The sequence below is a fragment of the Massilibacterium senegalense genome, assembly GCF_001375675.1.
GTDB classification, from domain to species: Bacteria; Bacillota; Bacilli; order Bacillales; family Massilibacteriaceae; genus Massilibacterium; species Massilibacterium senegalense.
Genome location: NZ_LN831779.1, coordinates 64,296 through 85,303, shown reverse-complemented (window position 1 = coordinate 85,303; position 21,008 = coordinate 64,296). Strand labels below are relative to the sequence as shown.

At 39.2% G+C, this 21,008-nt stretch carries 30 protein-coding genes; all 30 read left to right on the top strand.

Annotated elements, in window-relative coordinates; translation table 11 throughout:
* Nucleotides 1-8 precede the first annotated feature (8 nt).
* The 30 genes from rpoC (at nt 9) to BN1372_RS00355 (ending at nt 20,984) form a co-directional block, all read left to right on the top strand.
* A complete protein-coding gene (gene rpoC, locus BN1372_RS00500; RefSeq protein ID WP_062196958.1) occupies nt 9-3,617 on the top strand; it encodes a DNA-directed RNA polymerase subunit beta' in 3,609 nt (1,202 codons plus the stop codon).
* Nucleotides 3,618-3,739: 122 nt separating this feature from the next.
* Nucleotides 3,740-3,997 (top strand): 50S ribosomal protein L7ae-like protein, encoded by a 258-nt coding sequence (locus BN1372_RS00495; RefSeq protein ID WP_062196957.1) that lies wholly within the window; start codon nt 3,740-3,742, stop codon nt 3,995-3,997.
* Nucleotides 3,998-4,108: 111 nt separating this feature from the next.
* Complete coding sequence (gene rpsL / locus BN1372_RS00490; protein WP_062196956.1) at nt 4,109-4,519, top strand: 30S ribosomal protein S12; 411 nt, start codon at nt 4,109-4,111, stop codon at nt 4,517-4,519.
* Between the two features lie 41 nt (nt 4,520-4,560).
* Nucleotides 4,561-5,031 (top strand): 30S ribosomal protein S7, encoded by a 471-nt coding sequence (rpsG, locus tag BN1372_RS00485; protein WP_062196955.1) that lies wholly within the window; start codon nt 4,561-4,563, stop codon nt 5,029-5,031.
* 38 nt (nt 5,032-5,069) lie between these two features.
* On the top strand, nt 5,070-7,148 hold the full coding sequence (fusA, locus tag BN1372_RS00480) for an elongation factor G (RefSeq protein ID WP_062196954.1): 2,079 nt from the start codon (nt 5,070-5,072) through the stop codon (nt 7,146-7,148).
* 131 nt (nt 7,149-7,279) lie between these two features.
* A complete protein-coding gene (gene tuf, locus BN1372_RS00475; RefSeq protein WP_062196953.1) occupies nt 7,280-8,467 on the top strand; it encodes an elongation factor Tu in 1,188 nt (395 codons plus the stop codon).
* Nucleotides 8,468-8,832: 365 nt separating this feature from the next.
* Nucleotides 8,833-9,402 (top strand): DUF6434 domain-containing protein, encoded by a 570-nt coding sequence (locus BN1372_RS00470; protein WP_062196952.1) that lies wholly within the window; start codon nt 8,833-8,835, stop codon nt 9,400-9,402.
* Nucleotides 9,403-9,785: 383 nt separating this feature from the next.
* Nucleotides 9,786-10,094: a 30S ribosomal protein S10 gene (gene rpsJ / locus BN1372_RS00465; RefSeq protein WP_062196951.1), complete on the top strand. Its 309-nt coding sequence runs from the start codon at nt 9,786-9,788 to the stop codon at nt 10,092-10,094.
* A 32-nt stretch (nt 10,095-10,126) separates the two neighbouring features.
* Complete coding sequence (gene rplC / locus BN1372_RS00460; protein ID WP_062196950.1) at nt 10,127-10,756, top strand: 50S ribosomal protein L3; 630 nt, start codon at nt 10,127-10,129, stop codon at nt 10,754-10,756.
* Between the two features lie 26 nt (nt 10,757-10,782).
* Complete coding sequence (gene rplD / locus BN1372_RS00455; RefSeq protein ID WP_062196949.1) at nt 10,783-11,406, top strand: 50S ribosomal protein L4; 624 nt, start codon at nt 10,783-10,785, stop codon at nt 11,404-11,406.
* Entirely contained in the window at nt 11,406-11,693 is a 288-nt protein-coding gene (gene rplW / locus BN1372_RS00450; RefSeq protein ID WP_062196948.1) for a 50S ribosomal protein L23, read from the top strand. The genes rplD and rplW overlap by 1 nt, the downstream gene beginning before the upstream one ends.
* A gap of 25 nt (nt 11,694-11,718) precedes the next feature.
* Nucleotides 11,719-12,549, top strand: a complete 831-nt coding sequence (gene rplB / locus BN1372_RS00445) for a 50S ribosomal protein L2 (protein ID WP_062196947.1) — start codon at nt 11,719-11,721, stop codon at nt 12,547-12,549.
* A gap of 57 nt (nt 12,550-12,606) precedes the next feature.
* Nucleotides 12,607-12,885: a 30S ribosomal protein S19 gene (gene rpsS, locus BN1372_RS00440; RefSeq protein WP_062196946.1), complete on the top strand. Its 279-nt coding sequence runs from the start codon at nt 12,607-12,609 to the stop codon at nt 12,883-12,885.
* A gap of 19 nt (nt 12,886-12,904) precedes the next feature.
* Nucleotides 12,905-13,246 (top strand): 50S ribosomal protein L22, encoded by a 342-nt coding sequence (gene rplV, locus BN1372_RS00435; protein ID WP_062196945.1) that lies wholly within the window; start codon nt 12,905-12,907, stop codon nt 13,244-13,246.
* Nucleotides 13,247-13,249: 3 nt separating this feature from the next.
* A complete protein-coding gene (rpsC, locus tag BN1372_RS00430) occupies nt 13,250-13,909 on the top strand; it encodes a 30S ribosomal protein S3 (protein ID WP_062196944.1) in 660 nt (219 codons plus the stop codon).
* 2 nt (nt 13,910-13,911) lie between these two features.
* Nucleotides 13,912-14,346 carry a 50S ribosomal protein L16 gene (gene rplP, locus BN1372_RS00425; protein WP_062196943.1) on the top strand — a complete coding sequence of 145 codons (435 nt, stop codon included), beginning with the start codon at nt 13,912-13,914 and terminating at the stop codon, nt 14,344-14,346.
* Nucleotides 14,336-14,536 (top strand): 50S ribosomal protein L29, encoded by a 201-nt coding sequence (gene rpmC / locus BN1372_RS00420; RefSeq protein WP_062196942.1) that lies wholly within the window; start codon nt 14,336-14,338, stop codon nt 14,534-14,536. Before rplP ends, rpmC begins: the two co-directional genes overlap by 11 nt.
* Nucleotides 14,537-14,558: 22 nt before the next feature.
* Entirely contained in the window at nt 14,559-14,822 is a 264-nt protein-coding gene (gene rpsQ, locus BN1372_RS00415) for a 30S ribosomal protein S17 (protein ID WP_062196941.1), read from the top strand.
* Nucleotides 14,823-14,867: 45 nt separating this feature from the next.
* Entirely contained in the window at nt 14,868-15,236 is a 369-nt protein-coding gene (gene rplN / locus BN1372_RS00410) for a 50S ribosomal protein L14 (protein WP_062196940.1), read from the top strand.
* A gap of 43 nt (nt 15,237-15,279) precedes the next feature.
* On the top strand, nt 15,280-15,591 hold the full coding sequence (gene rplX / locus BN1372_RS00405) for a 50S ribosomal protein L24 (protein ID WP_062196939.1): 312 nt from the start codon (nt 15,280-15,282) through the stop codon (nt 15,589-15,591).
* A gap of 28 nt (nt 15,592-15,619) precedes the next feature.
* The gene (rplE, locus tag BN1372_RS00400) at nt 15,620-16,159 is read left to right on the top strand and encodes a 50S ribosomal protein L5 (protein WP_062196938.1); all 540 of its coding nucleotides are present in this window, start codon (nt 15,620-15,622) and stop codon (nt 16,157-16,159) included.
* Between the two features lie 30 nt (nt 16,160-16,189).
* Nucleotides 16,190-16,375, top strand: a complete 186-nt coding sequence (rpsN, locus tag BN1372_RS00395; protein WP_062196937.1) for a 30S ribosomal protein S14 — start codon at nt 16,190-16,192, stop codon at nt 16,373-16,375.
* 32 nt (nt 16,376-16,407) lie between these two features.
* Nucleotides 16,408-16,806 (top strand): 30S ribosomal protein S8, encoded by a 399-nt coding sequence (gene rpsH / locus BN1372_RS00390; RefSeq protein WP_062196936.1) that lies wholly within the window; start codon nt 16,408-16,410, stop codon nt 16,804-16,806.
* A gap of 31 nt (nt 16,807-16,837) precedes the next feature.
* Complete coding sequence (gene rplF, locus BN1372_RS00385; protein WP_062196935.1) at nt 16,838-17,374, top strand: 50S ribosomal protein L6; 537 nt, start codon at nt 16,838-16,840, stop codon at nt 17,372-17,374.
* A 32-nt stretch (nt 17,375-17,406) separates the two neighbouring features.
* Nucleotides 17,407-17,769 (top strand): 50S ribosomal protein L18, encoded by a 363-nt coding sequence (gene rplR / locus BN1372_RS00380; protein ID WP_062196934.1) that lies wholly within the window; start codon nt 17,407-17,409, stop codon nt 17,767-17,769.
* A 21-nt stretch (nt 17,770-17,790) separates the two neighbouring features.
* On the top strand, nt 17,791-18,291 hold the full coding sequence (gene rpsE / locus BN1372_RS00375; RefSeq protein WP_062196933.1) for a 30S ribosomal protein S5: 501 nt from the start codon (nt 17,791-17,793) through the stop codon (nt 18,289-18,291).
* Nucleotides 18,292-18,304: 13 nt separating this feature from the next.
* Nucleotides 18,305-18,493: a 50S ribosomal protein L30 gene (rpmD, locus tag BN1372_RS00370; protein WP_062196932.1), complete on the top strand. Its 189-nt coding sequence runs from the start codon at nt 18,305-18,307 to the stop codon at nt 18,491-18,493.
* 32 nt (nt 18,494-18,525) lie between these two features.
* Nucleotides 18,526-18,966 carry a 50S ribosomal protein L15 gene (gene rplO, locus BN1372_RS00365; protein ID WP_062196931.1) on the top strand — a complete coding sequence of 147 codons (441 nt, stop codon included), beginning with the start codon at nt 18,526-18,528 and terminating at the stop codon, nt 18,964-18,966.
* Nucleotides 18,966-20,255 carry a preprotein translocase subunit SecY gene (gene secY, locus BN1372_RS00360; protein ID WP_062196930.1) on the top strand — a complete coding sequence of 430 codons (1,290 nt, stop codon included), beginning with the start codon at nt 18,966-18,968 and terminating at the stop codon, nt 20,253-20,255. Before rplO ends, secY begins: the two co-directional genes overlap by 1 nt.
* Before the next feature lie 84 nt (nt 20,256-20,339).
* Nucleotides 20,340-20,984 (top strand): adenylate kinase, encoded by a 645-nt coding sequence (locus BN1372_RS00355; RefSeq protein ID WP_062196929.1) that lies wholly within the window; start codon nt 20,340-20,342, stop codon nt 20,982-20,984.
* Nucleotides 20,985-21,008: the final 24 nt, after the last annotated feature.

The window sequence follows — 21,008 nt, the reverse complement described above, 5'->3', positions numbered from 1 at the left end:
TAGGCTCCTTGTTAGATGTTAATAACTTTGAATATATGAAAATTGGTCTAGCTTCACCGGATAAAATCCGTTCATGGTCTTATGGTGAAGTAAAAAAACCGGAAACGATTAATTATCGTACGTTAAAACCGGAAAAAGATGGTTTGTTCTGTGAACGCATTTTTGGTCCTACAAAAGACTGGGAATGTCATTGTGGAAAATATAAACGTGTTCGTTATAAAGGTGTCGTTTGTGATCGCTGTGGCGTAGAAGTGACACGTGCAAAAGTACGTCGTGAACGTATGGGTCATATTGAATTAGCTGCGCCTGTCAGCCATATTTGGTATTTTAAAGGTATTCCAAGCCGCATGGGACTTGTACTCGATATGAGTCCCCGCGCGCTAGAAGAAGTTATTTACTTCGCTTCTTACGTTGTAACAGAACCAGGCGATACACCGCTTGAAAAGAAACAACTATTATCGGAAAAAGAATATCGTACTTACGTAGAAAAGTACGGTCATTCTTTCCAAGCTCAAATGGGAGCAGAAGCGATTCGTAAATTACTGTACGATATTGATTTAGATAAAGAAGTTGAAGCGCTTCGTGAGGAATTAAATACAGCACAAGGACAACGCCGTACGCGTGCAATTAAACGTTTAGAAGTAATTGAAGCGTTCCGTTCATCTGGTAACAATCCATCATGGATGGTATTAGATGTACTGCCTGTTATTCCGCCAGAACTTCGCCCGATGGTTCAACTAGACGGTGGGCGTTTTGCGACAAGTGACTTAAACGATCTTTATCGTCGTGTGATTAACCGTAATAACCGTTTAAAACGTTTATTAGATTTAGGTGCACCAAACATTATCGTACAAAATGAAAAACGGATGCTTCAAGAAGCAGTTGATGCGTTAATCGATAACGGTCGTCGTGGCCGTCCGGTAACTGGTCCAGGAAATCGTCCGTTAAAATCTCTTTCTCATATGTTGAAAGGGAAACAAGGTCGTTTCCGTCAAAACTTACTTGGTAAACGTGTTGATTACTCAGGTCGTTCGGTAATTGTAGTTGGTCCAAACCTTAAAATGTACCAATGTGGTTTACCGAAAGAAATGGCGCTTGAACTATTCAAACCTTTTGTGATGAAAGAATTAGTAGAAAGAGGTTTAGCACATAACATTAAAAGTGCAAAACGTAAAATTGAACGTGTGCATGCAGAAGTTTGGGATGTCCTTGAAGAAGTTATTAAAGAACATCCGGTCTTATTAAACCGTGCACCGACCCTTCACCGTTTAGGTATTCAAGCATTCGAACCAACGCTAGTAGAAGGTCGTGCGATTAAACTTCATCCACTCGTTTGTACAGCGTATAATGCGGATTTTGATGGTGACCAAATGGCGGTTCACGTACCGCTTTCAGCAGAAGCACAAGCAGAAGCTCGTTTATTAATGCTTGCAGCACAAAATATTCTAAATCCAAAAGATGGAAAACCGGTCGTTACACCGTCTCAAGATATGGTATTAGGAAATTATTATTTAACACTAGAACGAAAAGGTGCATACGGAGAAGGTACTATTTTCAAAGATGTGAATGAGGCGATATTAGCATACCAAAATGGCTACGTTCATTTGCATACACGAATTGCGTTACCAGCAGCATCATTTATAAACTGTGAGTTCCCTGAACAACAAAAAAATCAATTGTTATTAACAACAGTTGGTAAATTAATCTTTAACGAAATTTTACCGGATTCATTCCCTTATATGAATGAGCCGACAATCTATAACTTAGAACAACAAACACCCGACAAATATTTTGTGCCATTCGGTACAAATATTAAAGAGGAGTTTGAAAAACGTGAACTTGTTTCACCATTTAAAAAAGGTTTCTTAGGAAAAATAATTGCAGAAGTTTTTAAACGTTATCAAACAACAGAAACGTCTAAAATGCTTGACCGCATGAAAGACTTAGGCTTTAAATACTCTACAAAAGCAGGGATTACAATTGGTGTTTCTGATATCGTCGTTCTTCCTGAAAAACAAGAAATCTTACAAGAAGCAGAAGATAAAGTAGCACGTGTTTTAAAACAATTCCGTCGTGGTTTAATTACCGAAGATGAACGGTATGAACGAGTTATTTCTATTTGGGGTGAGGCGAAAGAAGTGATTCAATCACGTTTAATGAAATCACTCGACTCAACGAACCCAATCTTCATGATGAGTGACTCTGGTGCCCGTGGTAACGCATCAAACTTTACGCAACTTGCAGGGATGCGTGGTCTAATGGCCAACCCAGCTGGTCGAATTATCGAATTACCGATTAAATCAAGCTTCCGTGAAGGATTAACCGTATTGGAGTACTTCATTTCTACACATGGTGCGCGTAAAGGTCTTGCGGATACAGCGCTTAAAACGGCTGACTCAGGTTACTTAACACGTCGTCTCGTTGACGTAGCCCAAGACGTTATCGTTCGGGAAGATGATTGTGGAACCGATCGCGGTCTTCATGTATCTGCAATTAAAGAAGGCAATGAATTGATTGAATCACTTTACGATCGCCTTGTAGGTCGTACAGCATTCCAAACCGTTCGTCATCCGGAAACAGGCGATATCATTGTGCATAAAAATGAATTAATTACAGAAGATACTGCAAAAGAAATTGAAGATAGCGGTATTGAAGAAGTAGTGATTCGCTCTGTCTTCACTTGTGATACTCGTCACGGTGTATGTAAAAAATGTTACGGACGTAACCTTGCTACAGGAGCTGACGTGGAAGTTGGGGAAGCGGTAGGTATTATCGCTGCACAATCTATCGGGGAACCAGGTACACAGTTGACGATGCGTACGTTCCATACCGGTGGGGTAGCAGGAGACGACATCACCCAAGGTTTACCGCGTATTCAAGAGTTATTCGAAGCGCGTAATCCGAAAGGGAAAGCGGTTATTACGGAAATTACTGGTACAGTTTCAGACATTAACGATTCCAAAGAACGTGTGGAAGTTTCTGTAGAATGTGCAATCGAAACACGCACGTACCAAATTCCGTATGGAGCAAGATTAAAAGTGACTCTTGGTGATAAAGTACAAGCTGGAGATGAAATTACAGAAGGTTCTATTGATCCGAAAGAACTTCTTAAAATTAAAGGTATTCAAGGTGTTCAAGAATATGTTTTACGCGAAGTTCAAAAAGTATACCGTATGCAAGGGGTAGAAATCGGAGACAAACACGTAGAAGTAATGGTTCGCCAAATGCTTCGTAAAATTCGTGTGGTGGAATCTGGTGCAACAGATATTCTTCCAGGTTCTCTTGTGGAAATCCATCAATTCAAAGATGCCAATGAGCAAGTGTTGTTAGAAGGAAAACAGCCTGCACTTGGTCGTCCAGAACTTCTTGGTATTACGAAAGCATCGCTTGAAACAGATTCATTTTTATCAGCAGCTTCGTTCCAAGAAACAACACGCGTCTTAACAGATGCTGCAATCAAAGGTAAACGCGATGAATTACTAGGATTAAAAGAGAATGTTATTATCGGTAAATTAATCCCAGCTGGTACAGGGATGTTACGATACCGTAATACACAAGTAGAACCAGTCGAAAAAGAAGAAGTAATCGACGAAGAATCTACTATCGCACAAGATTAAAAAGAGAGTTGACAACTTACTTCAAAAGGTGATATGATAGCAAAGTGCTTAAATAATACCTTATGAACATGACGTGATGTATGAGGAAATCATAAATCCATGTTGCTTTGGAGGATATGAAAATGTCTTATGATAAAGTAGCATCAACTGATAAAAGTTGTTGTATTATCGGCACGAAACAAACGATGAAAGCCTTAAAAAATGGCAACATCGAAGTAGTTATTATTGCAAAAGATGCAAATTGCAATGTAACGAATAAAGTGTTAGATTTAGCACAAACGTTACAGGTGCCGGTGCAATATGTCGATTCGATGAAAAAACTCGGAAAGGCATGTGGAATTGAAGTCGGTGCAGCAACGGTTGCTATGGTAAAGGGATAACTGTTTTTGCTCGTAAAGAGTCTACTCTTTATGGGCAAAAACTTATTTTTGTCCTAAGATGAACCACCTGGATGAGTGGTCTTAAATGAAAGTAGGAAGGGAGGAAAAAGGATGCCTACAATTAACCAATTAGTGCGTAAAGGTCGTCATGATAAAATGCAAAAATCTGACTCACCAGCACTTAACAAAGGGTATAACAGCTTTAAAAAAGCACAAACTGACGTTTCTTCACCACAAAAACGGGGCGTATGTACTCGTGTTGGTACAATGACACCGAAAAAACCGAACTCAGCTTTACGTAAATATGCTCGTGTTCGTTTAACAAACGGTATTGAAGTAACAGCTTACATCCCAGGTATTGGTCATAACTTACAAGAACACAGTGTTGTACTTATTCGCGGTGGACGTGTAAAAGACTTACCGGGGGTACGTTATCACATCGTTCGTGGTGCATTAGATACTGCAGGTGTTGATGGACGTAAACAAGGTCGTTCTAAATACGGAACAAAACGCCCTAAATAAGGGAATAAATAAGATAGAAATTATCGGAAGGAGGGGACAATATGCCTCGTAAAGGTCCAGTTGAAAAACGCGATGTAATGCCAGATCCAATTTATAACTCTAAATTAGTAACACGTTTAATCAACCGTATCATGGTTGATGGAAAACGTGGTGTGGCACAAAACATCCTTTACAATTCATTTGCATTAATTAAAGAACGTACTGGTAACGAACCGATGGAAGTGTTTGAACAAGCACTTAAAAACATCATGCCAGTATTAGAAGTTAAAGCACGTCGTGTAGGGGGTGCCAACTACCAAGTACCGGTAGAAGTTCGCCCTGAACGTCGTCAAACTTTAGGTCTTCGTTGGTTAGTAAACTATGCGCGTCTTCGTGGTGAAAAAACAATGGAAGAGCGTTTAGCGAACGAAATCATGGATGCAGCTAACAACACTGGTGCATCAGTGAAGAAACGCGAAGAAACACACAAAATGGCAGAAGCGAACAAAGCATTTGCTCATTATCGTTGGTAAAATAATATTAACTAAAATAAATGGGAGGAGAAAGACGAATGCCAAGAGAGTTCTCCTTAGAAAATACTCGTAATATCGGTATTATGGCTCACATTGACGCTGGTAAAACAACAACAACTGAGCGTATCCTTTATTATACTGGTAAAATCCATAAAATTGGTGAAACACATGAAGGTGCTTCTCAAATGGACTGGATGGAACAAGAGCAAGAACGTGGTATTACGATCACATCAGCTGCGACAACTGCTCAATGGAAAGGTCACCGTTTAAACGTAATCGATACACCAGGACACGTAGACTTCACAGTAGAAGTTGAACGCTCTTTACGTGTACTTGATGGTGCGGTGGCAGTACTTGATGCGCAATCAGGTGTAGAACCTCAAACTGAAACAGTTTGGCGTCAAGCAACAACGTATAAAGTTCCACGTATCGTATTCGTTAACAAAATGGATAAAACAGGTGCGGACTTCTTATACTCTGTAGGTACATTACACGATCGTCTACAAGCTAATGCTCATCCAATTCAATTCCCAATTGGTGCAGAAGACCAATTTAACGGAATTATTGATTTAGTAGAGCAAAAAGCATATTTATATAAAAACGATTTAGGTACAGACATCGAAGAAGCAGAAATCCCTGCAGAATTTGCAGATAAAGCAGAAGAACTTCGTGCTTCTTTAATCGAAGCTGTTGCAGACTTTGATGAAGAATTAATGATGAAGTACTTAGAAGGAGAAGAAATTACAGTTGAAGAGCTTAAAGCGGCTATCCGTAAAGCGACATTAGCTGTTGAATTCTATCCAGTACTTTGTGGTTCTGCTTTCAAAAACAAAGGGGTTCAATTAGTTCTTGATGCAGTACTTGATTATTTACCAGCACCAACAGATATCGAATCTATTAAAGGTACGTTACCTGATGGTACAGAAGTAGAACGTCATGCAGACGACAGCGAGCCATTTTCAGCTCTTGCGTTTAAAGTTATGACAGACCCATTCGTTGGTAAATTAACATTCTTCCGCGTATATTCTGGTGTTGCTAGTGCAGGTACGTACGTTCTTAACTCAACAAAAGGGAAACGTGAACGTTTAGGACGTATCTTACAAATGCATGCTAACTCTCGTGAAGAAATCAGCGAAGTATACGCTGGTGACATCGCAGCAGCAGTTGGATTAAAAGATACTGGAACAGGGGATACACTTTGTGCTGAAAAAGAAGAAGTTATTCTTGAATCAATGGAATTCCCAGAACCAGTTATCTCGGTTGCAATTGAACCAAAAACAAAAGCAGACCAAGATAAAATGGGTGTTGCTCTTGCGAAACTTGCAGAAGAAGATCCAACATTCCGTACAGAAACAAACGAAGAAACTGGTCAAACAATTATCGCTGGTATGGGTGAACTGCACCTTGATATCATCGTTGACCGTTTACGTCGTGAATTCAAAGTAGAAGCGAATGTAGGTGCACCTCAAGTTGCATACCGTGAAACACTTCGTCAAGCAGCTGAATGTGAAGGTAAATTCGTACGCCAATCTGGTGGTCGTGGTCAATACGGTCACGTTTGGATTGAATTTGCTCCAAACGAAGAAGGCGCTGGCTTTGAATTCGAAAACGCAATCGTTGGTGGTGTTGTTCCTCGTGAATACATTCCATCTGTACAACATGGTTTAGAAGATGCGTTACAAAATGGATTGCTTGCAGGTTACCCTGTAATCGACGTAAAAGCAAAATTATTTGATGGATCTTACCATGACGTTGACTCAAATGAAATGGCCTTCAAAATTGCTGCTTCTATGGCGTTAAAACAAGCAAAAACAAAATGTAAACCAGTTATCTTAGAACCAATTGTGAAAGTAGAAGTTGTTATTCCAGAAGAGTATATGGGTGACATCATGGGTGATGTAACTTCTCGTCGTGGACGCGTAGAAGGTATGGAAGCTCGTGGTAACGCGCAAGTTGTAAAAGCTTTCGTTCCACTTTCAGAAATGTTTGGATACGCAACAACTCTTCGTTCAAAAACACAAGGTCGTGGAACATACACCATGACTTTCGACCACTATGAAGAAGTACCGAAAAGTATTTCTGAAGAAATCATTAAAAAAGCAAACGGTGGCGAATAATTTAAATTTGTCACATCAATTATATTGTTAAATAATTGCTTTTATTGTAAGCTAAAGAAAGAGTGACTTTGCTAGCAAATGCCTCTTTCTTAGTCACAATAGAACCAAGTTATTAAGGGAGGATTTTCATAATGGCTAAAGAAAAATACGAACGCACGAAACCCCATGTTAACATCGGGACAATCGGTCACGTTGACCATGGTAAAACAACTTTAACAGCTGCAATCACTACTGTACTTGCTAAACGCGGTGGTGGGGAAGCACGCGCTTACGATCAAATCGACGGTGCTCCTGAAGAACGCGAACGCGGTATCACAATTTCTACTTCACACGTTGAGTATGAAACTGAAAACCGTCACTATGCACACGTTGACTGCCCAGGGCATGCTGACTACGTTAAAAACATGATCACTGGTGCTGCTCAAATGGACGGTGGTATCCTAGTAGTATCTGCTGCTGATGGTCCAATGCCACAAACTCGTGAGCACATTCTTTTATCTCGTCAAGTAGGTGTACCTTACATTGTTGTATTCTTAAACAAATGTGACATGGTAGACGACGAAGAATTATTAGAATTAGTTGAAATGGAAGTTCGTGAACTTCTTTCTGAATACGACTTCCCAGGTGACGATGTACCTGTAATCAAAGGTTCTGCTCTTAAAGCTCTTGAAGGTGAAGCAGAATGGGAAGAAAAAATCCTTGAACTTATGGCTGCAGTTGACGAGTACATCCCAACTCCAGAACGTGACACTGACAAACCATTCATGATGCCAGTTGAGGACGTTTTCTCAATCACTGGTCGTGGTACAGTTGCTACAGGACGTGTAGAACGTGGTGTAGTTAAAGTTGGTGACGAAGTTGAAATCTTAGGTTTAACTGACGAACCTACTAAAACAACTGTAACTGGTGTAGAAATGTTCCGTAAACTTCTTGATCAAGCTGAAGCTGGTGACAACATCGGTGCATTACTTCGTGGTGTAGCTCGTGAGGACATCCAACGTGGTCAAGTACTAGCTAAACCCGGTACAGTTAAAGCACACACAAAATTCAAAGCGGAAGTTTACGTTCTTTCTAAAGAAGAAGGTGGACGTCATACTCCATTCTTCGCTAACTACCGCCCACAATTCTACTTCCGTACAACAGACGTTACTGGTACAATCGGTCTTCCTGAAGGCGTAGAAATGGTAATGCCTGGTGACAACATCGAAATGCAAGTAGAATTAATTGCTCCAATCGCGATTGAAGAAGGTACTAAATTCTCAATTCGTGAAGGTGGACGTACTGTAGGCGCAGGCGTTGTAGCTACTATCATTGAGTAATTAAAACATTTTATAAAAACCTCTTAGTTTTCATACTAAGAGGTTTTTTTGAGTTCAACGAATTCTATTAAAAAGTGTAACATCAATAGATGGGTGGATTATTAAATAGGAATAGAACGGAGATATACAAAAAAGTTATATCTAATCTCTTCAAAAAAACGAAATGAAGAATAGTTTCTTCTATACATAGTAGAAACAAATTTTAAATCGCCTGTTGGAACTTACTATGGGATGACAATTTTATTGGAAATAATGGAATGTGCCTAAAAAGATCTTCTTTATCTTGTGTTTTTGGTTACATCTGCTATGTTAAATTAGAACAAATGATCTATAGTGTGAAATGAGTAAAGGTAGGGGTGTAATGTATGAGACCAAATCTAACAAGAGATATAAGTGTAGAAAGTTTTAAGGATTTCTATTGGTTAAAAACAGAGTTACAATCTTTTTGTAAGGAAAATGGAATAAGTGCTTCTGGCTCTAAAATAGGGATTTCCAACAGGATTGAAACATTTCTCCGTACGGGTGCGATAATGAAGCCTATCAAAAAATCAAGGATTAATAAGAAGGCTGAACCACAGGTAGATTTAAGTCTTGATACAGTTATTACAGAAAATCATCGTTGTAGTCAAAATGTAAGAATATTTTTTAAAACGGTAATTCCCAAGTTCCATTTCTCCACGTATATCCAAAACTATTTTAAAAATAATGTTGGAAAAACATATCGTGATGTAGTAAATGCTTGGTATGAAGAAGAAGAACGAAAGAAAGACCCTTCATACAAGAAAAACATTGCACCTCAGTTTGAATACAATCAATTCATTCGCGACTTTTTTGCTGACCCGAAAAATAAAAGGAAAAGTCGTGAAAAAGCAATCGAAGCCTGGAACGAAGTCAAAAAACTTCCTGGAAGCAATAAATATATATCTAGTAAATAATTAAGCAAGCGTCCTCCACTTTTTGCGTAATCCAGTTCCGTGCGCTAGGGGCTCGAGTCATAAGCCATCTTGCTCCATGAGGAAAAATCACCTCATTACGCAAGCCGTCTTATGCTTGTCGCCCCTGACCGAGCGCCCTTCACTTTTTGAATAATTCTATTGCGTTTTGGTTTAAAAAAAGATATAATATCAAAGTCACTGTTTTTATTCAAAAAAAACTTGCATGTGGTTTATTATTTCTATATAATAGACAATGTTGGTCTGTGACTGCGATGATGCGGAAGGTTGCTGACACACCCGGCCCCTTTGCCATGGCGGGTAGGTTAGGAAATTTCTGCGGAGAATGTCTATTTCATAAAATGGGCGAAAAAGGAGGGGAAATAATGGCAAAAGAGAAAATTCGTATTCGTTTAAAAGCTTATGATCACAGAATTCTTGATCAATCAGCTGAAAAAATTGTAGAAACTGCAAAGCGTTCTGGTGCTGGTGTATCTGGTCCAATTCCGCTTCCAACTGAAAAATCAGTTTATACAGTTCTTCGTGCGGTACACAAATATAAAGATTCTCGCGAACAGTTCGAAATGCGTACACATAAGCGTTTAATTGATATCGTGAATCCAACTCCACAAACAGTTGATTCATTAATGCGTCTTGATCTTCCATCAGGTGTAGATATCGAAATTAAATTATAATCATAATCCCAAATATGTAGGAGGTGGAAATAATGGCAAAAGGAATCTTAGGTAAGAAAATTGGAATGACTCAAATTTTCGCTGAAAATGGTGATGTAATTCCTGTAACAGTAATCGAAGCTGCTCCAAACGTTGTTCTTCAAAAGAAAACAATCGAAGCAGACGGTTATGAAGCAGTTCAATTAGGTTTTGATGATAAAAAAGCATCTCGTCAAAACAAAGCAGAGCAAGGTCATGCTACGAAAGCAAACACTGCGCCTAAGCGCTTCGTAAAAGAATTTACTGGTATGAATATCGATGAGTACGAAGTAGGTCAAGAGGTGAAAGTGGATATCTTTAAAGATGGTGACGTGATTGACGTAACTGGTACATCTAAAGGGAAAGGTTTCCAAGGCGCAATCAAACGTCATAATCAAGCGCGTGGTCCAATGGGACACGGATCTCACTACCATCGTGGTCCTGGTTCAATGGGTCCAGTAGCACCAAACCGTGTGTTTAAAGCTAAAGCTTTACCAGGTCGTATGGGTGGAGAAATAATTACAATTCAAAACCTTGAAGTTGTAAAAGTTGACGTAGAACGCAATCTACTATTAGTAAAAGGTAACGTACCGGGTGCTAAAAAAGGTTTCGTAAAAATTCAAGCAGCTGTGAAAGCTAACTAAAGATTTATCGGAAAGGAGGAAAACGCATGCCAAAAGTGGCTCTTTATAATCAAAGTGGTTCTACTGTAGGAGAAATCGAACTTCTTGATTCTGTATTTGGTATTGAACCAAACGAACATGTATTACACGAAGCAGTGTTAATGCAACAAGCTTCATTACGTCAAGGGACACATAATACAAAAACACGCTCAGAAGTGCGAGGCGGTGGACGTAAACCATGGCGTCAAAAAGGTACGGGTCGTGCTCGCCAAGGTTCTATTCGTTCTCCACAATGGGTAGGTGGTGGAACGGTATTTGGTCCTACACCACGTTCTTATGCGTATAAATTACCGAAAAAAGCACGTCGTTTAGCAATTAAATCTGCGCTTTCTAGCAAGGTAAACGCTAGCGAATTAGTAGTATTAGAAAACTTACAATTTGATGCTCCAAAAACGAAAGAAATGGTGGGTATCTTACAAAATCTTTCTTGTGATCGTAAAGCATTAATCGTAACTACAGGTGAGAGTGATAACGTAATATTATCAGCTCGTAACATTTCAGGCGTTTCTGTTATTGAAGCAACAGAAGTTAACGTACTAGACTTGTTAAAACACGATAAAGTAGTATTTACGAAAGAAGCGGTTGCAAAAGTAGAGGAGGTGCTTGGATAATGAAAGATCCTCGCGATATTATTAAGCGCCCCGTTATTACTGAGCGTACAATGGATTTAGTGGCTGATAAAAAGTACACTTTCGAAGTTGATACTCGTGCAAATCGTACAGAAGTAAAAAAAGCAGTAGAAGAAATCTTTGAAGTGAAAGTAGAAAAAGTAAACATCCAAAACTATGATGGTAAATTAAAACGTGTTGGTCGTCATACTGGTTATACACCAAAACGTAAAAAAGCTATCGTGACTTTAACTGCTGACAGCAAAGAAATCGAACTATTTGAAGCTTAATTTATAAGCAAAGGAGGGAAACATCGTGGCGATTAAAAAGTATAAAGCTACAACAAATGGTCGTCGTAATATGTCAACGTTAGATTTCGCTGAAATTACAACGGACAAACCAGAAAAAACATTGTTACAACCATTAAGCAAAAAAGCTGGTCGTAACAACCAAGGCCGTATTACTGTTCGTCACCAAGGTGGTGGACACAAACGTCAATATCGTGTAATCGATTTTAAACGTAACAAAGATGGAATACCAGGACGCGTTGCTACAATTGAATATGATCCAAACCGTTCTGCAAATATCGCTTTAATCAACTATGCCGATGGTGAAAAACGTTACATCTTAGCGCCAAAAGGTTTAAAAGTTGGTATGGAAGTTATGTCAGGTGAAAATGCAGATATCAAATTAGGTAATGCATTACCACTAGCAAATATTCCAGTGGGTACAGTTATCCACAACGTCGAATTAAAACCTGGTAAAGGCGGACAATTAGTTCGTTCTGCAGGAACAGAAGCACAACTTCTTGGTAAAGAAGGTAAATACGTTATCGTACGTTTAGCTTCTGGTGAAGTTCGCATGGTATTATCTGCATGCCGCGCATCTATCGGTCAAGTAGGTAACATCGAACATGAACTTATCAATGTTGGTAAAGCAGGTCGTTCTCGTTGGTTAGGCGTTCGTCCTACAGTTCGTGGATCTGTTATGAACCCTAATGACCATCCACACGGTGGTGGTGAAGGTCGTGCTCCAATCGGACGTAAGTCTCCATTAACACCTTGGGGTAAACCAACACTTGGTTACAAAACACGTAAGAAAAACAAAGATACGGATAAATACATCATTCGTCGTCGTAAAAAATAACGGGATTGTACTACGGTTCACAGGAACCGTAGTAGAGTCACGAAGGGAGGTTTCTACATGGGTCGCAGCTTAAAAAAAGGACCTTTTGTTGATGATCATTTAATCAAGAAAGTGGAAGTATTAAATGAAAAGAATGAAAAACGTGTGATCAAAACTTGGTCTCGTCGTTCAACAATTTTCCCAGAATTCATCGGACACACAATCGCTGTTTATGATGGTCGTAAACATGTGCCAGTATATGTTACGGAAGATATGGTAGGCCATAAATTTGGTGAATTCGCACCAACTCGTACGTACAAAAGCCATGCTGGTGATGATAAGAAAACAAAACGCTAATTGAGAGGAGGTACTTTCTATGCAAGCGAAAGCAGTCGCAAAAAATGTTCGCATTGCTCCTCGTAAAGTTCGTCTTGTCGTTGATTTAATTCGCGGTAAACAAGTAGGAGAAGCAATCGCAATTTTACGTCATACCCCTAAGTCTGCTTCACCGGTTGTGGAAAAAGTATTAAATTCTGCAATCGCAAACGCAGAGCACAACTATGATATGGATGTAAACAACTTAGTAGTTGTTGAAGCATACGTAAATGAAGGTCCAACGTTAAAACGTTTCCGTCCACGTGCACAAGGACGTGCAAGCCAAATTAACAAACGCACAAGCCACGTAACATTAGTGGTAACTGAAAAAAAGGAGGGATAATGCGTGGGTCAAAAAGTTAATCCAATTGGACTTCGTGTCGGATTTATTCGTGATTGGGAGTCAAGATGGTTCGCTGGTAAAGATTATGCAGATCTTCTTCATGAAGATTTAAAAATTCGTGAATATATTGAAAAACGTTTAAAAACAGCATCAGTTTCAAAAGTTGAAATCGAACGTGCTTCAAATCGTGTTAACATTACAATTTCAACAGCTAAGCCTGGTATGGTAATCGGTAAAGGCGGTTCTGAAGTAGAAGCGCTTCGTAAATCTCTTAATGAATTAACAGGCAAACGCGTTCATATCAACATTTTAGAAATCAAACGTCCTGATTTAGATGCTAAATTAGTAGCGGAAAACGTTGCACGTCAATTAGAAAATCGTGTATCTTTCCGTCGTGCTATGAAACAAGTGATTCAACGTTCTATGCGCGCAGGAGCACAAGGTATTAAAACGGAAGTTTCTGGTCGCTTAGGTGGCGCTGATATCGCACGTAGTGAATCTTATAGTGAGGGAACAGTTCCACTTCATACACTTCGCGCTGACATCGACTACGGTACAGCTGAAGCTGATACTACTTATGGTAAAATTGGCGTAAAAGTATGGATTTACCGTGGAGAAGTCCTTCCAACGAAAGGTAACAACAAAAAGGAAGGAGGAAAATAATTATGTTAATGCCTAAACGTGTAAAATACCGTCGTGAACATCGTGGAAAAATGCGTGGTCGTGCGAAAGGTGGCACAGAAGTTGCATTCGGTGAATACGGACTACAAGCAGTAGAATCTTCTTGGATTACAAGCCGTCAAATCGAAGCTTCTCGTATTGCAATGACTCGTTATATGAAACGTGGCGGTAAAGTTTGGATTAAAATTTTCCCACATAAACCTTACACAGCAAAACCTCTAGAAGTCCGCATGGGTTCTGGTAAAGGGGCTCCTGAAGGATGGGTAGCTGTAGTAAAACCTGGTAAAATCATGTTTGAAATTGCTGGTGTGCCAGAAGAGGTAGCTCGCGAAGCGTTACGTCTTGCAGCTCACAAGCTTCCAATTAAAACTAAGTTCGTAAAACGTGAAGAAGTTGGTGGTGAATCAAATGAAGGCTAATGAAATTCGTGACTTAACCACTGGCGAAATCGAGCAAAAAGTAAAATCTTTGAAAGAAGAGTTATTTAACCTTCGTTTTCAATTGGCAACTGGTCAATTAGAAAACCCAGCTCGAATTCGTGAAGTTCGTAAAGGTATTGCTCGTATGAAAACGATCTTACGTGAAAGAGAAATTAATGTTTCGAAATAATTAAAAAGGAGGTTTCGTGCGAATGAGCGAACGCAACCAACGTAAAGTTTTAACTGGCCGTGTTGTTTCAGACAAAATGGATAAAACCATTACAGTCGTTGTTGAGACTTACAAAAAACATTCTTTATACGGTAAACGTGTAAAGGTTTCAAAAAAATATAAAGCTCATGATGAGCAAAATCAAGCGAAAATCGGCGATATCGTTCGTATTATGGAAACTCGCCCGCTTTCAAAAGACAAACGTTTCCGTTTAGTGGAAATTGTTGAAGAAGCAGTTATCATTTAACCAAATACGTCATTTTGATGTGAATTTGAAAGGAGGTTTCTTTCAATGATCCAACAAGAAACTCGTTTAAAAGTTGCTGACAACTCTGGAGCTCGTGAAGTATTAACAATTAAAGTGCTTGGCGGTTCTGGTCGTAAAACAGCGAACATCGGTGATATTATCGTGTGTACGGTAAAACAAGCAACACCAGGAGGCGTTGTCAAAAAAGGTGACGTTGTTAAAGCGGTAGTTGTTCGTACTAAAAGTGGAGTACGTCGTGCGGACGGTTCTTATATTAAATTCGATGAAAACGCTGCTGTAATCATTCGTGATGACAAAAGCCCACGTGGTACACGTATTTTCGGACCTGTTGCTCGTGAGCTTCGTGATAAAGACTTCATGAAAATTATTTCATTAGCTCCTGAAGTTCTTTAATAGAAAATAAAAAGTAGCCTTTTCAAGGAGGTGCCAAAGACAGATGCATGTAAAAAAAGGCGATAAAGTCATGGTTATTTCTGGGAAAGATAAAGGAAAACAAGGTATTATTCTAGAAGCATTTCCTAAAAAAGATCGTGTAGTCGTTGAAGGTGTAAACATCGTGAAAAAACACGCGAAACCTTCTCAAGTTAACCCACAAGGTGGCATTATCGAAACAGAAGCTGCAATTCACGTTTCGAATGTTATGCCAATCGATCCGAAAACTGGAGAGCCAACACGCGTTGGTTACCAAGTAGTGGACGATAAAAAAGTTCGTGTAGCGAAGAAATCTGGCGAAACGTTAGATAAGTAATTAGTATTTGGTGAAAGGAGGTCCACTGATGAATCGTCTTAAAAATCGTTATCAAAAAGAAATTATTCCAGCACTCATGGAAAAATTCAACTATAGCTCAATCATGGAAGTACCTAAAATCGAAAAAATCGTTGTCAACATGGGTATCGGTGACGCGGTTACAAACTCTAAAGCACTTGATGCAGCAGTAGAAGAGCTTGCATTAATTACTGGTCAAAAACCATTAATTACTCGTGCGAAAAAATCAATCGCAGGATTCAAATTACGTGAAGGTATGCCTATCGGTGCGAAAGTAACACTTCGTGCAGATCGTATGTATGAATTCTTAGATAAATTAATTTCTGTATCTCTTCCACGTGTACGTGACTTCCGCGGTGTTTCTAAAAAGGCATTTGACGGACGTGGAAACTACACTTTAGGGATTCGTGAACAATTAATTTTCCCTGAAATTGATTACGATAAAGTAACAAAAGTTCGTGGTATGGATATCGTTGTAGTTACAACTGCTAACACAGATGAAGAAGCTCGTGAATTATTAACGTTAATCGGAATGCCATTTAAAAAATAATGTGAATAAAGGCATAAAGGAGGGACAGTCGTGGCAAAGAAATCGATGATCGCCAAACAACAACGCACCCAAAAGTTTAAAGTGCGGGAATATACACGTTGCGAACGTTGTGGACGCCCACATTCAGTTATACGTAAATTTAAATTATGCCGTATTTGTTTCCGTGAACTTGCTTACAAAGGACAAATTCCTGGCGTGAAAAAAGCAAGCTGGTAATACAGTTCAACTAAGGAAGGAGGTATTCCCTTATGGTGATGACAGACCCTATTGCAGACATGCTTACTCGTATTCGTAACGCGAATATGGTTCGCCATGAGAAATTAGAAGTTCCTGCATCTAATATTAAAAAAGAGGTTGCTAACATTTTAAAACAAGAAGGTTTCGTACGCGATGTAGAATTCGTGGAAGATAACAAGCAAGGTATCATCCGAATCTTCTTAAAATATGGTCAAAATAACGAGCGTGTAATCACAGGTTTAAAACGTATTTCTAAACCAGGTCTTCGTGTTTACGCAAAAGCAAACGAAGTTCCACGCGTGTTAAACGGTATCGGTATTGCGATCGTTTCTACTTCTCAAGGTATCATGACAGATCGTGAAGCACGTCAAAAACAAGTTGGCGGCGAAATTTTAGCATACGTATGGTAATTTATTTAAAAGAGAACGGAGGTGCACAATAATGTCTCGTATCGGTTTAAAACCAATTGAAATCCCAAACGGTGTAACAGTGACAAAGAACAGTACAGAAATCACTGTTAAAGGACCTAAAGGTGAATTAACTCGTTCTTTCCATCCCGATATGGAAATTACAATTAATGAAAAAGAAATTCTTGTTGCTCGTCCAACAGACAGCAAAGAGCATCGTTCATTACACGGAACAACACGTAGCTTAATCTCAAACATGGTAGAAGGTGTTTCTGCTGGATTTGCGAAAGCATTAGAAATCACAGGTGTTGGTTACCGTGCACAAAAACAAGGTACGAAATTAGTACTTAACGTTGGTTACTCTCACCCAGTTGAGTTCGAACCAGAAAAAGGTATCGAAATCGAAGTTCCTGAAAATACAAAAGTAATTGTAAAAGGAATTAGCAAAGAGCGTGTAGGTGCGCTTGCTGCAAACATTCGTGCCGTTCGCCCACCAGAGCCTTACAAAGGTAAAGGTATTCGTTATGAAGGTGAATATGTACGTCGTAAAGAAGGTAAAACTGGTAAATAAGGCCGGTAGTTAAAGGAAAGGAGTGACGTGTTATGATTACGAAACCAGATAAAAATGTGGTACGTAAGAAAAGACATGCTCGTGTTCGTGGTAAATTATCTGGTACTGCTGAACGTCCACGTTTAAACGTTTTCCGTTCAAACCAACATATTTCCGTTCAAGTCATTGATGATGAAAACGGCGTAACGTTAGCAAGTGCTTCAACTTTAGATAAAGATCTTGCACTTCAAAACGGTGGAAACATCGAAGCTGCTACAAAAGTTGGCGAATTAGTTGCAAAACGTGCAATGGAAAAAGGTGTAGAATCAGTAGTATTTGACCGCGGTGGATACTTATATCATGGCCGTGTAAAAGCATTAGCAGAAGCTGCTCGTGAAGCTGGCTTAAAATTCTAATTAAAAAAGGAGGGACACTGAATGCGTCGTATTGATTCTAATAAGTTAGAATTAGAAGAACGTGTTGTTACGGTTAACCGCGTAGCAAAAGTAGTAAAAGGTGGTCGTCGTTTCCGCTTTGCTGCATTAGTTGTTGTCGGTGATAAAAACGGTCACGTTGGTTTCGGTACAGGTAAAGCACAAGAAGTACCAGAAGCTATTCGTAAAGCAATTGAAGATGCGAAGAAAAACTTAATTGAAGTACCAATGGTAGGAACTACAATTCCTCATGAAACCGTTGGTGAATTCGGAGCTGGAGAAGTTCTTTTAAAACCAGCTATCGAAGGTACTGGAGTTATCGCTGGTGGTCCTGTACGTGCGGTATTAGAACTTGCTGGTATCGGTGATATTTTATCTAAATCATACGGTTCTAACACACCAATCAACATGATCCGTGCAACTCTCACTGGTTTACAATCATTACAAACAATCGAAGAGGTTGCGAAACTTCGCGGTAAGACTGTAGAAGAACTGTTAGGATAAGGAGGGACATACAATGGCTAAAAAATTAGAAATTACCCTCACACGCAGTTTAATTGGTCGTCCGGGAGATCAACGTCAAACTGTTGAAGCACTAGGGTTACGTAAATTACATCAAACAGTCGTGAAAGAAGACAACGCAGCAATGCGTGGAATGGTGAATAAAGTATCTCACTTAGTAACAGTTAAAGAAATTGACGCTTAATCAAAAAAGTTTATAAACAGGGAGGTGCCAACATGAAACTTCACGAATTAAAAGCTACAGAAGGTGCTCGTCATACTCGTAATCGTGTAGGTCGTGGAATCGCAACTGGAAACGGTAAAACAAGCGGTCGTGGACAAAAAGGTCAAAAATCGCGTTCAGGCGGTGGCGTTCGTCCAGGTTTTGAAGGGGGTCAAACTCCTTTATACCGTCGTTTACCAAAACGTGGATTCTATAATCCATTCCGTAAAGAATATGCCGTTGTTAATGTGGAACAATTAAACTGTTTCGCAGAAGGTACGGAAGTTACACCTGCTTTATTAATTGAAAATGGTGTAGTAAGTAACGAAAAAGACGGTGTGAAAATCTTAGGTAACGGAAAATTAGAAGTAAAATTAGCGGTGAAAGCAAATAAGTTTTCAGCGTCTGCAAAAGAAGCTATCGAAGCAGCTGGCGGAACAGCTGAGGTGATCTAATGTTTCAAACCATCTCCAATATCATGCGCGCAAGTGATATTCGCCGGAAAGTGCTCTTTACACTATTAATGCTCATTGTCTTTCGAATTGGAGTTCATATTCCTGTACCAAATGTAAATCGAGATCTTTTAAAAATTCAGGATGAACTCGGAGTTTTTGGAGTCCTCAATACATTTGGTGGGGGTGCACTAGCGAACTTCTCGATTTTTGCAATGGGCATTATGCCTTACATCACCGCATCCATTATCATGCAATTATTGCAAATGGATGTAGTGCCTAAGTTTAGTGAATGGGCAAAACAAGGGGAAGTAGGGCGTCGAAAATTAAATCAGACAACACGCTACTTCACAATTATTTTAGGATTTATTCAAGCAATTGGAATGAGCTTTGGCTTCAACAATATGTATCCAGGTCTAATTGAAAATGACTCTGTTATGACCTATCTATACATTGGATTAATCTTAACGGCAGGTACAGCGTTTTTAATGTGGCTTGGAGAACAAATTACTGCACATGGTGTCGGAAACGGTATTTCGATTATCATTTTTGCAGGGATTGTAGCTGCAATTCCAAATGGTCTTGTTCAAATATACGCTAAGTACTTTGATGGAAATCACGATCAGCTTTTTGTTCAAATTGTTACCGTGTTATTAATTTTCTTAGCTATTTTAGCGATCATTGTTGGGGTTATTTTTATCCAACAAGGATTACGGAAAATTCCAGTTCAATATGCAAAGCGCGTTGTCGGTGAAAAAACATACGGTGGACAATCAACATTCTTACCGTTAAAAGTAAACGCTGCAGGGGTTATTCCAGTAATCTTTGCAATTAGTTTCTTAGTAACTCCACCAACGATTGCTCAGTTTTTTGGACAGAACAATGTAACAACATGGATTATTGAAACATTTGATTATACAAAACCAGTCGGAATGGTGATTTATGTGACGTTAATTATTTTGTTCACATATTTCTATACGTTTGTTCAAGTGAATCCAGAGCAAATGGCAGATAACTTGAAAAAACAAGGTGGCTATATACCGGGATATCGTCCAGGTAAAGAGACACAAAATTATGTAACAAAAGTATTACTTCGGTTAACGCCTGTGGGCTCAATCTTCTTAGCCGTAGTTGCGATTATACCTGTCTTCTTTTCAGCGATTGCAAAGCTTCCTACCTCCATTCAAATTGGTGGTACGAGTTTGCTAATTGTCATCGGCGTAGCACTTGAAACGATGAAAACAATTGAAAGCCAACTTGTAAAACGTCATTATCGTGGTTTTATTAAGTAAGTAGTAGAAAAGAGAAAAGTGGGTTGGATGTTTCCTTTCCACCGTTCTTTTTTCCAATCTGTTTATGAATTCAGGGGGGATTCGATGAATCTAGTATTAATGGGGCTTCCTGGTGCCGGTAAAGGTACACAAGCCGAAAAAATTGTTGAAAAATATGGCATCCCTCATATTTCAACTGGCGATATGTTTCGAGCAGCAATGAAAGAAGGTACACCACTTGGTGAAAAAGCAAAATCATTTATGGATGCTGGTGAACTTGTTCCCGATGAAGTAACAATCGGTATTGTACGCGAGCGATTAGCTAAAGATGATTGTCAAAATGGCTTTTTATTGGATGGGTTTCCTCGTACAGTTGCTCAAGCAGAAGCGTTAGAAACCATTATGAATGATTTAAATCGTACAATTAATCATGTGATTAATATCGATGTTGATACGAACGATTTAATGGAACGTTTAACAGGTCGTCGTGTATGTCCAGTTTGCGGTGCAACATACCATGTTATGTTTAATCCACCAAAAGAAGAAGGCGTCTGTGATAAAGACCAAGCAGCGCTGATCCAACGTGATGATGATAAACCTGAAACAGTAGCGAAACGGTTAGAAGTGAATGCTTCTCAACAACAACCTTTACTTGATTTTTATCAAGAAAAAGGATACCTTCGTGCCATTAATGGGAACCAAGACATTCAAACTGTAACAGAAGATGTTTATCGTCTACTTGGCGAATAATCAAGTTGGTTTTTGAATGAAAAG

Bases quoted from the DNA above. Each gene is read 5' to 3' on its own strand.
- BN1372_RS00495 (WP_062196957.1), top strand. From the start codon at position 3,740: ATGTCTTATGATAAAGTAGCATCAACTGATAAAAGTTGTTGTATTATC.
- rpsL (WP_062196956.1), top strand. From the start codon at position 4,109: ATGCCTACAATTAACCAATTAGTGCGTAAAGGTCGTCATGATAAAATG.
- rpsG (WP_062196955.1), top strand. From the start codon at position 4,561: ATGCCTCGTAAAGGTCCAGTTGAAAAACGCGATGTAATGCCAGATCCA.
- fusA (WP_062196954.1), top strand. From the start codon at position 5,070: ATGCCAAGAGAGTTCTCCTTAGAAAATACTCGTAATATCGGTATTATG.
- tuf (WP_062196953.1), top strand. From the start codon at position 7,280: ATGGCTAAAGAAAAATACGAACGCACGAAACCCCATGTTAACATCGGG.
- BN1372_RS00470 (WP_062196952.1), top strand. From the start codon at position 8,833: ATGAGACCAAATCTAACAAGAGATATAAGTGTAGAAAGTTTTAAGGAT.
- rpsJ (WP_062196951.1), top strand. From the start codon at position 9,786: ATGGCAAAAGAGAAAATTCGTATTCGTTTAAAAGCTTATGATCACAGA.
- rplC (WP_062196950.1), top strand. From the start codon at position 10,127: ATGGCAAAAGGAATCTTAGGTAAGAAAATTGGAATGACTCAAATTTTC.
- rplD (WP_062196949.1), top strand. From the start codon at position 10,783: ATGCCAAAAGTGGCTCTTTATAATCAAAGTGGTTCTACTGTAGGAGAA.
- rplW (WP_062196948.1), top strand. From the start codon at position 11,406: ATGAAAGATCCTCGCGATATTATTAAGCGCCCCGTTATTACTGAGCGT.
- rpsS (WP_062196946.1), top strand. From the start codon at position 12,607: ATGGGTCGCAGCTTAAAAAAAGGACCTTTTGTTGATGATCATTTAATC.
- rplV (WP_062196945.1), top strand. From the start codon at position 12,905: ATGCAAGCGAAAGCAGTCGCAAAAAATGTTCGCATTGCTCCTCGTAAA.
- rplP (WP_062196943.1), top strand. From the start codon at position 13,912: ATGTTAATGCCTAAACGTGTAAAATACCGTCGTGAACATCGTGGAAAA.
- rpmC (WP_062196942.1), top strand. From the start codon at position 14,336: ATGAAGGCTAATGAAATTCGTGACTTAACCACTGGCGAAATCGAGCAA.
- rpsQ (WP_062196941.1), top strand. From the start codon at position 14,559: ATGAGCGAACGCAACCAACGTAAAGTTTTAACTGGCCGTGTTGTTTCA.
- rplN (WP_062196940.1), top strand. From the start codon at position 14,868: ATGATCCAACAAGAAACTCGTTTAAAAGTTGCTGACAACTCTGGAGCT.
- rplX (WP_062196939.1), top strand. From the start codon at position 15,280: ATGCATGTAAAAAAAGGCGATAAAGTCATGGTTATTTCTGGGAAAGAT.
- rplE (WP_062196938.1), top strand. From the start codon at position 15,620: ATGAATCGTCTTAAAAATCGTTATCAAAAAGAAATTATTCCAGCACTC.
- rpsH (WP_062196936.1), top strand. From the start codon at position 16,408: ATGGTGATGACAGACCCTATTGCAGACATGCTTACTCGTATTCGTAAC.
- rplF (WP_062196935.1), top strand. From the start codon at position 16,838: ATGTCTCGTATCGGTTTAAAACCAATTGAAATCCCAAACGGTGTAACA.
- rplR (WP_062196934.1), top strand. From the start codon at position 17,407: ATGATTACGAAACCAGATAAAAATGTGGTACGTAAGAAAAGACATGCT.
- rpsE (WP_062196933.1), top strand. From the start codon at position 17,791: ATGCGTCGTATTGATTCTAATAAGTTAGAATTAGAAGAACGTGTTGTT.
- rpmD (WP_062196932.1), top strand. From the start codon at position 18,305: ATGGCTAAAAAATTAGAAATTACCCTCACACGCAGTTTAATTGGTCGT.
- rplO (WP_062196931.1), top strand. From the start codon at position 18,526: ATGAAACTTCACGAATTAAAAGCTACAGAAGGTGCTCGTCATACTCGT.
- secY (WP_062196930.1), top strand. From the start codon at position 18,966: ATGTTTCAAACCATCTCCAATATCATGCGCGCAAGTGATATTCGCCGG.
- BN1372_RS00355 (WP_062196929.1), top strand. From the start codon at position 20,340: ATGAATCTAGTATTAATGGGGCTTCCTGGTGCCGGTAAAGGTACACAA.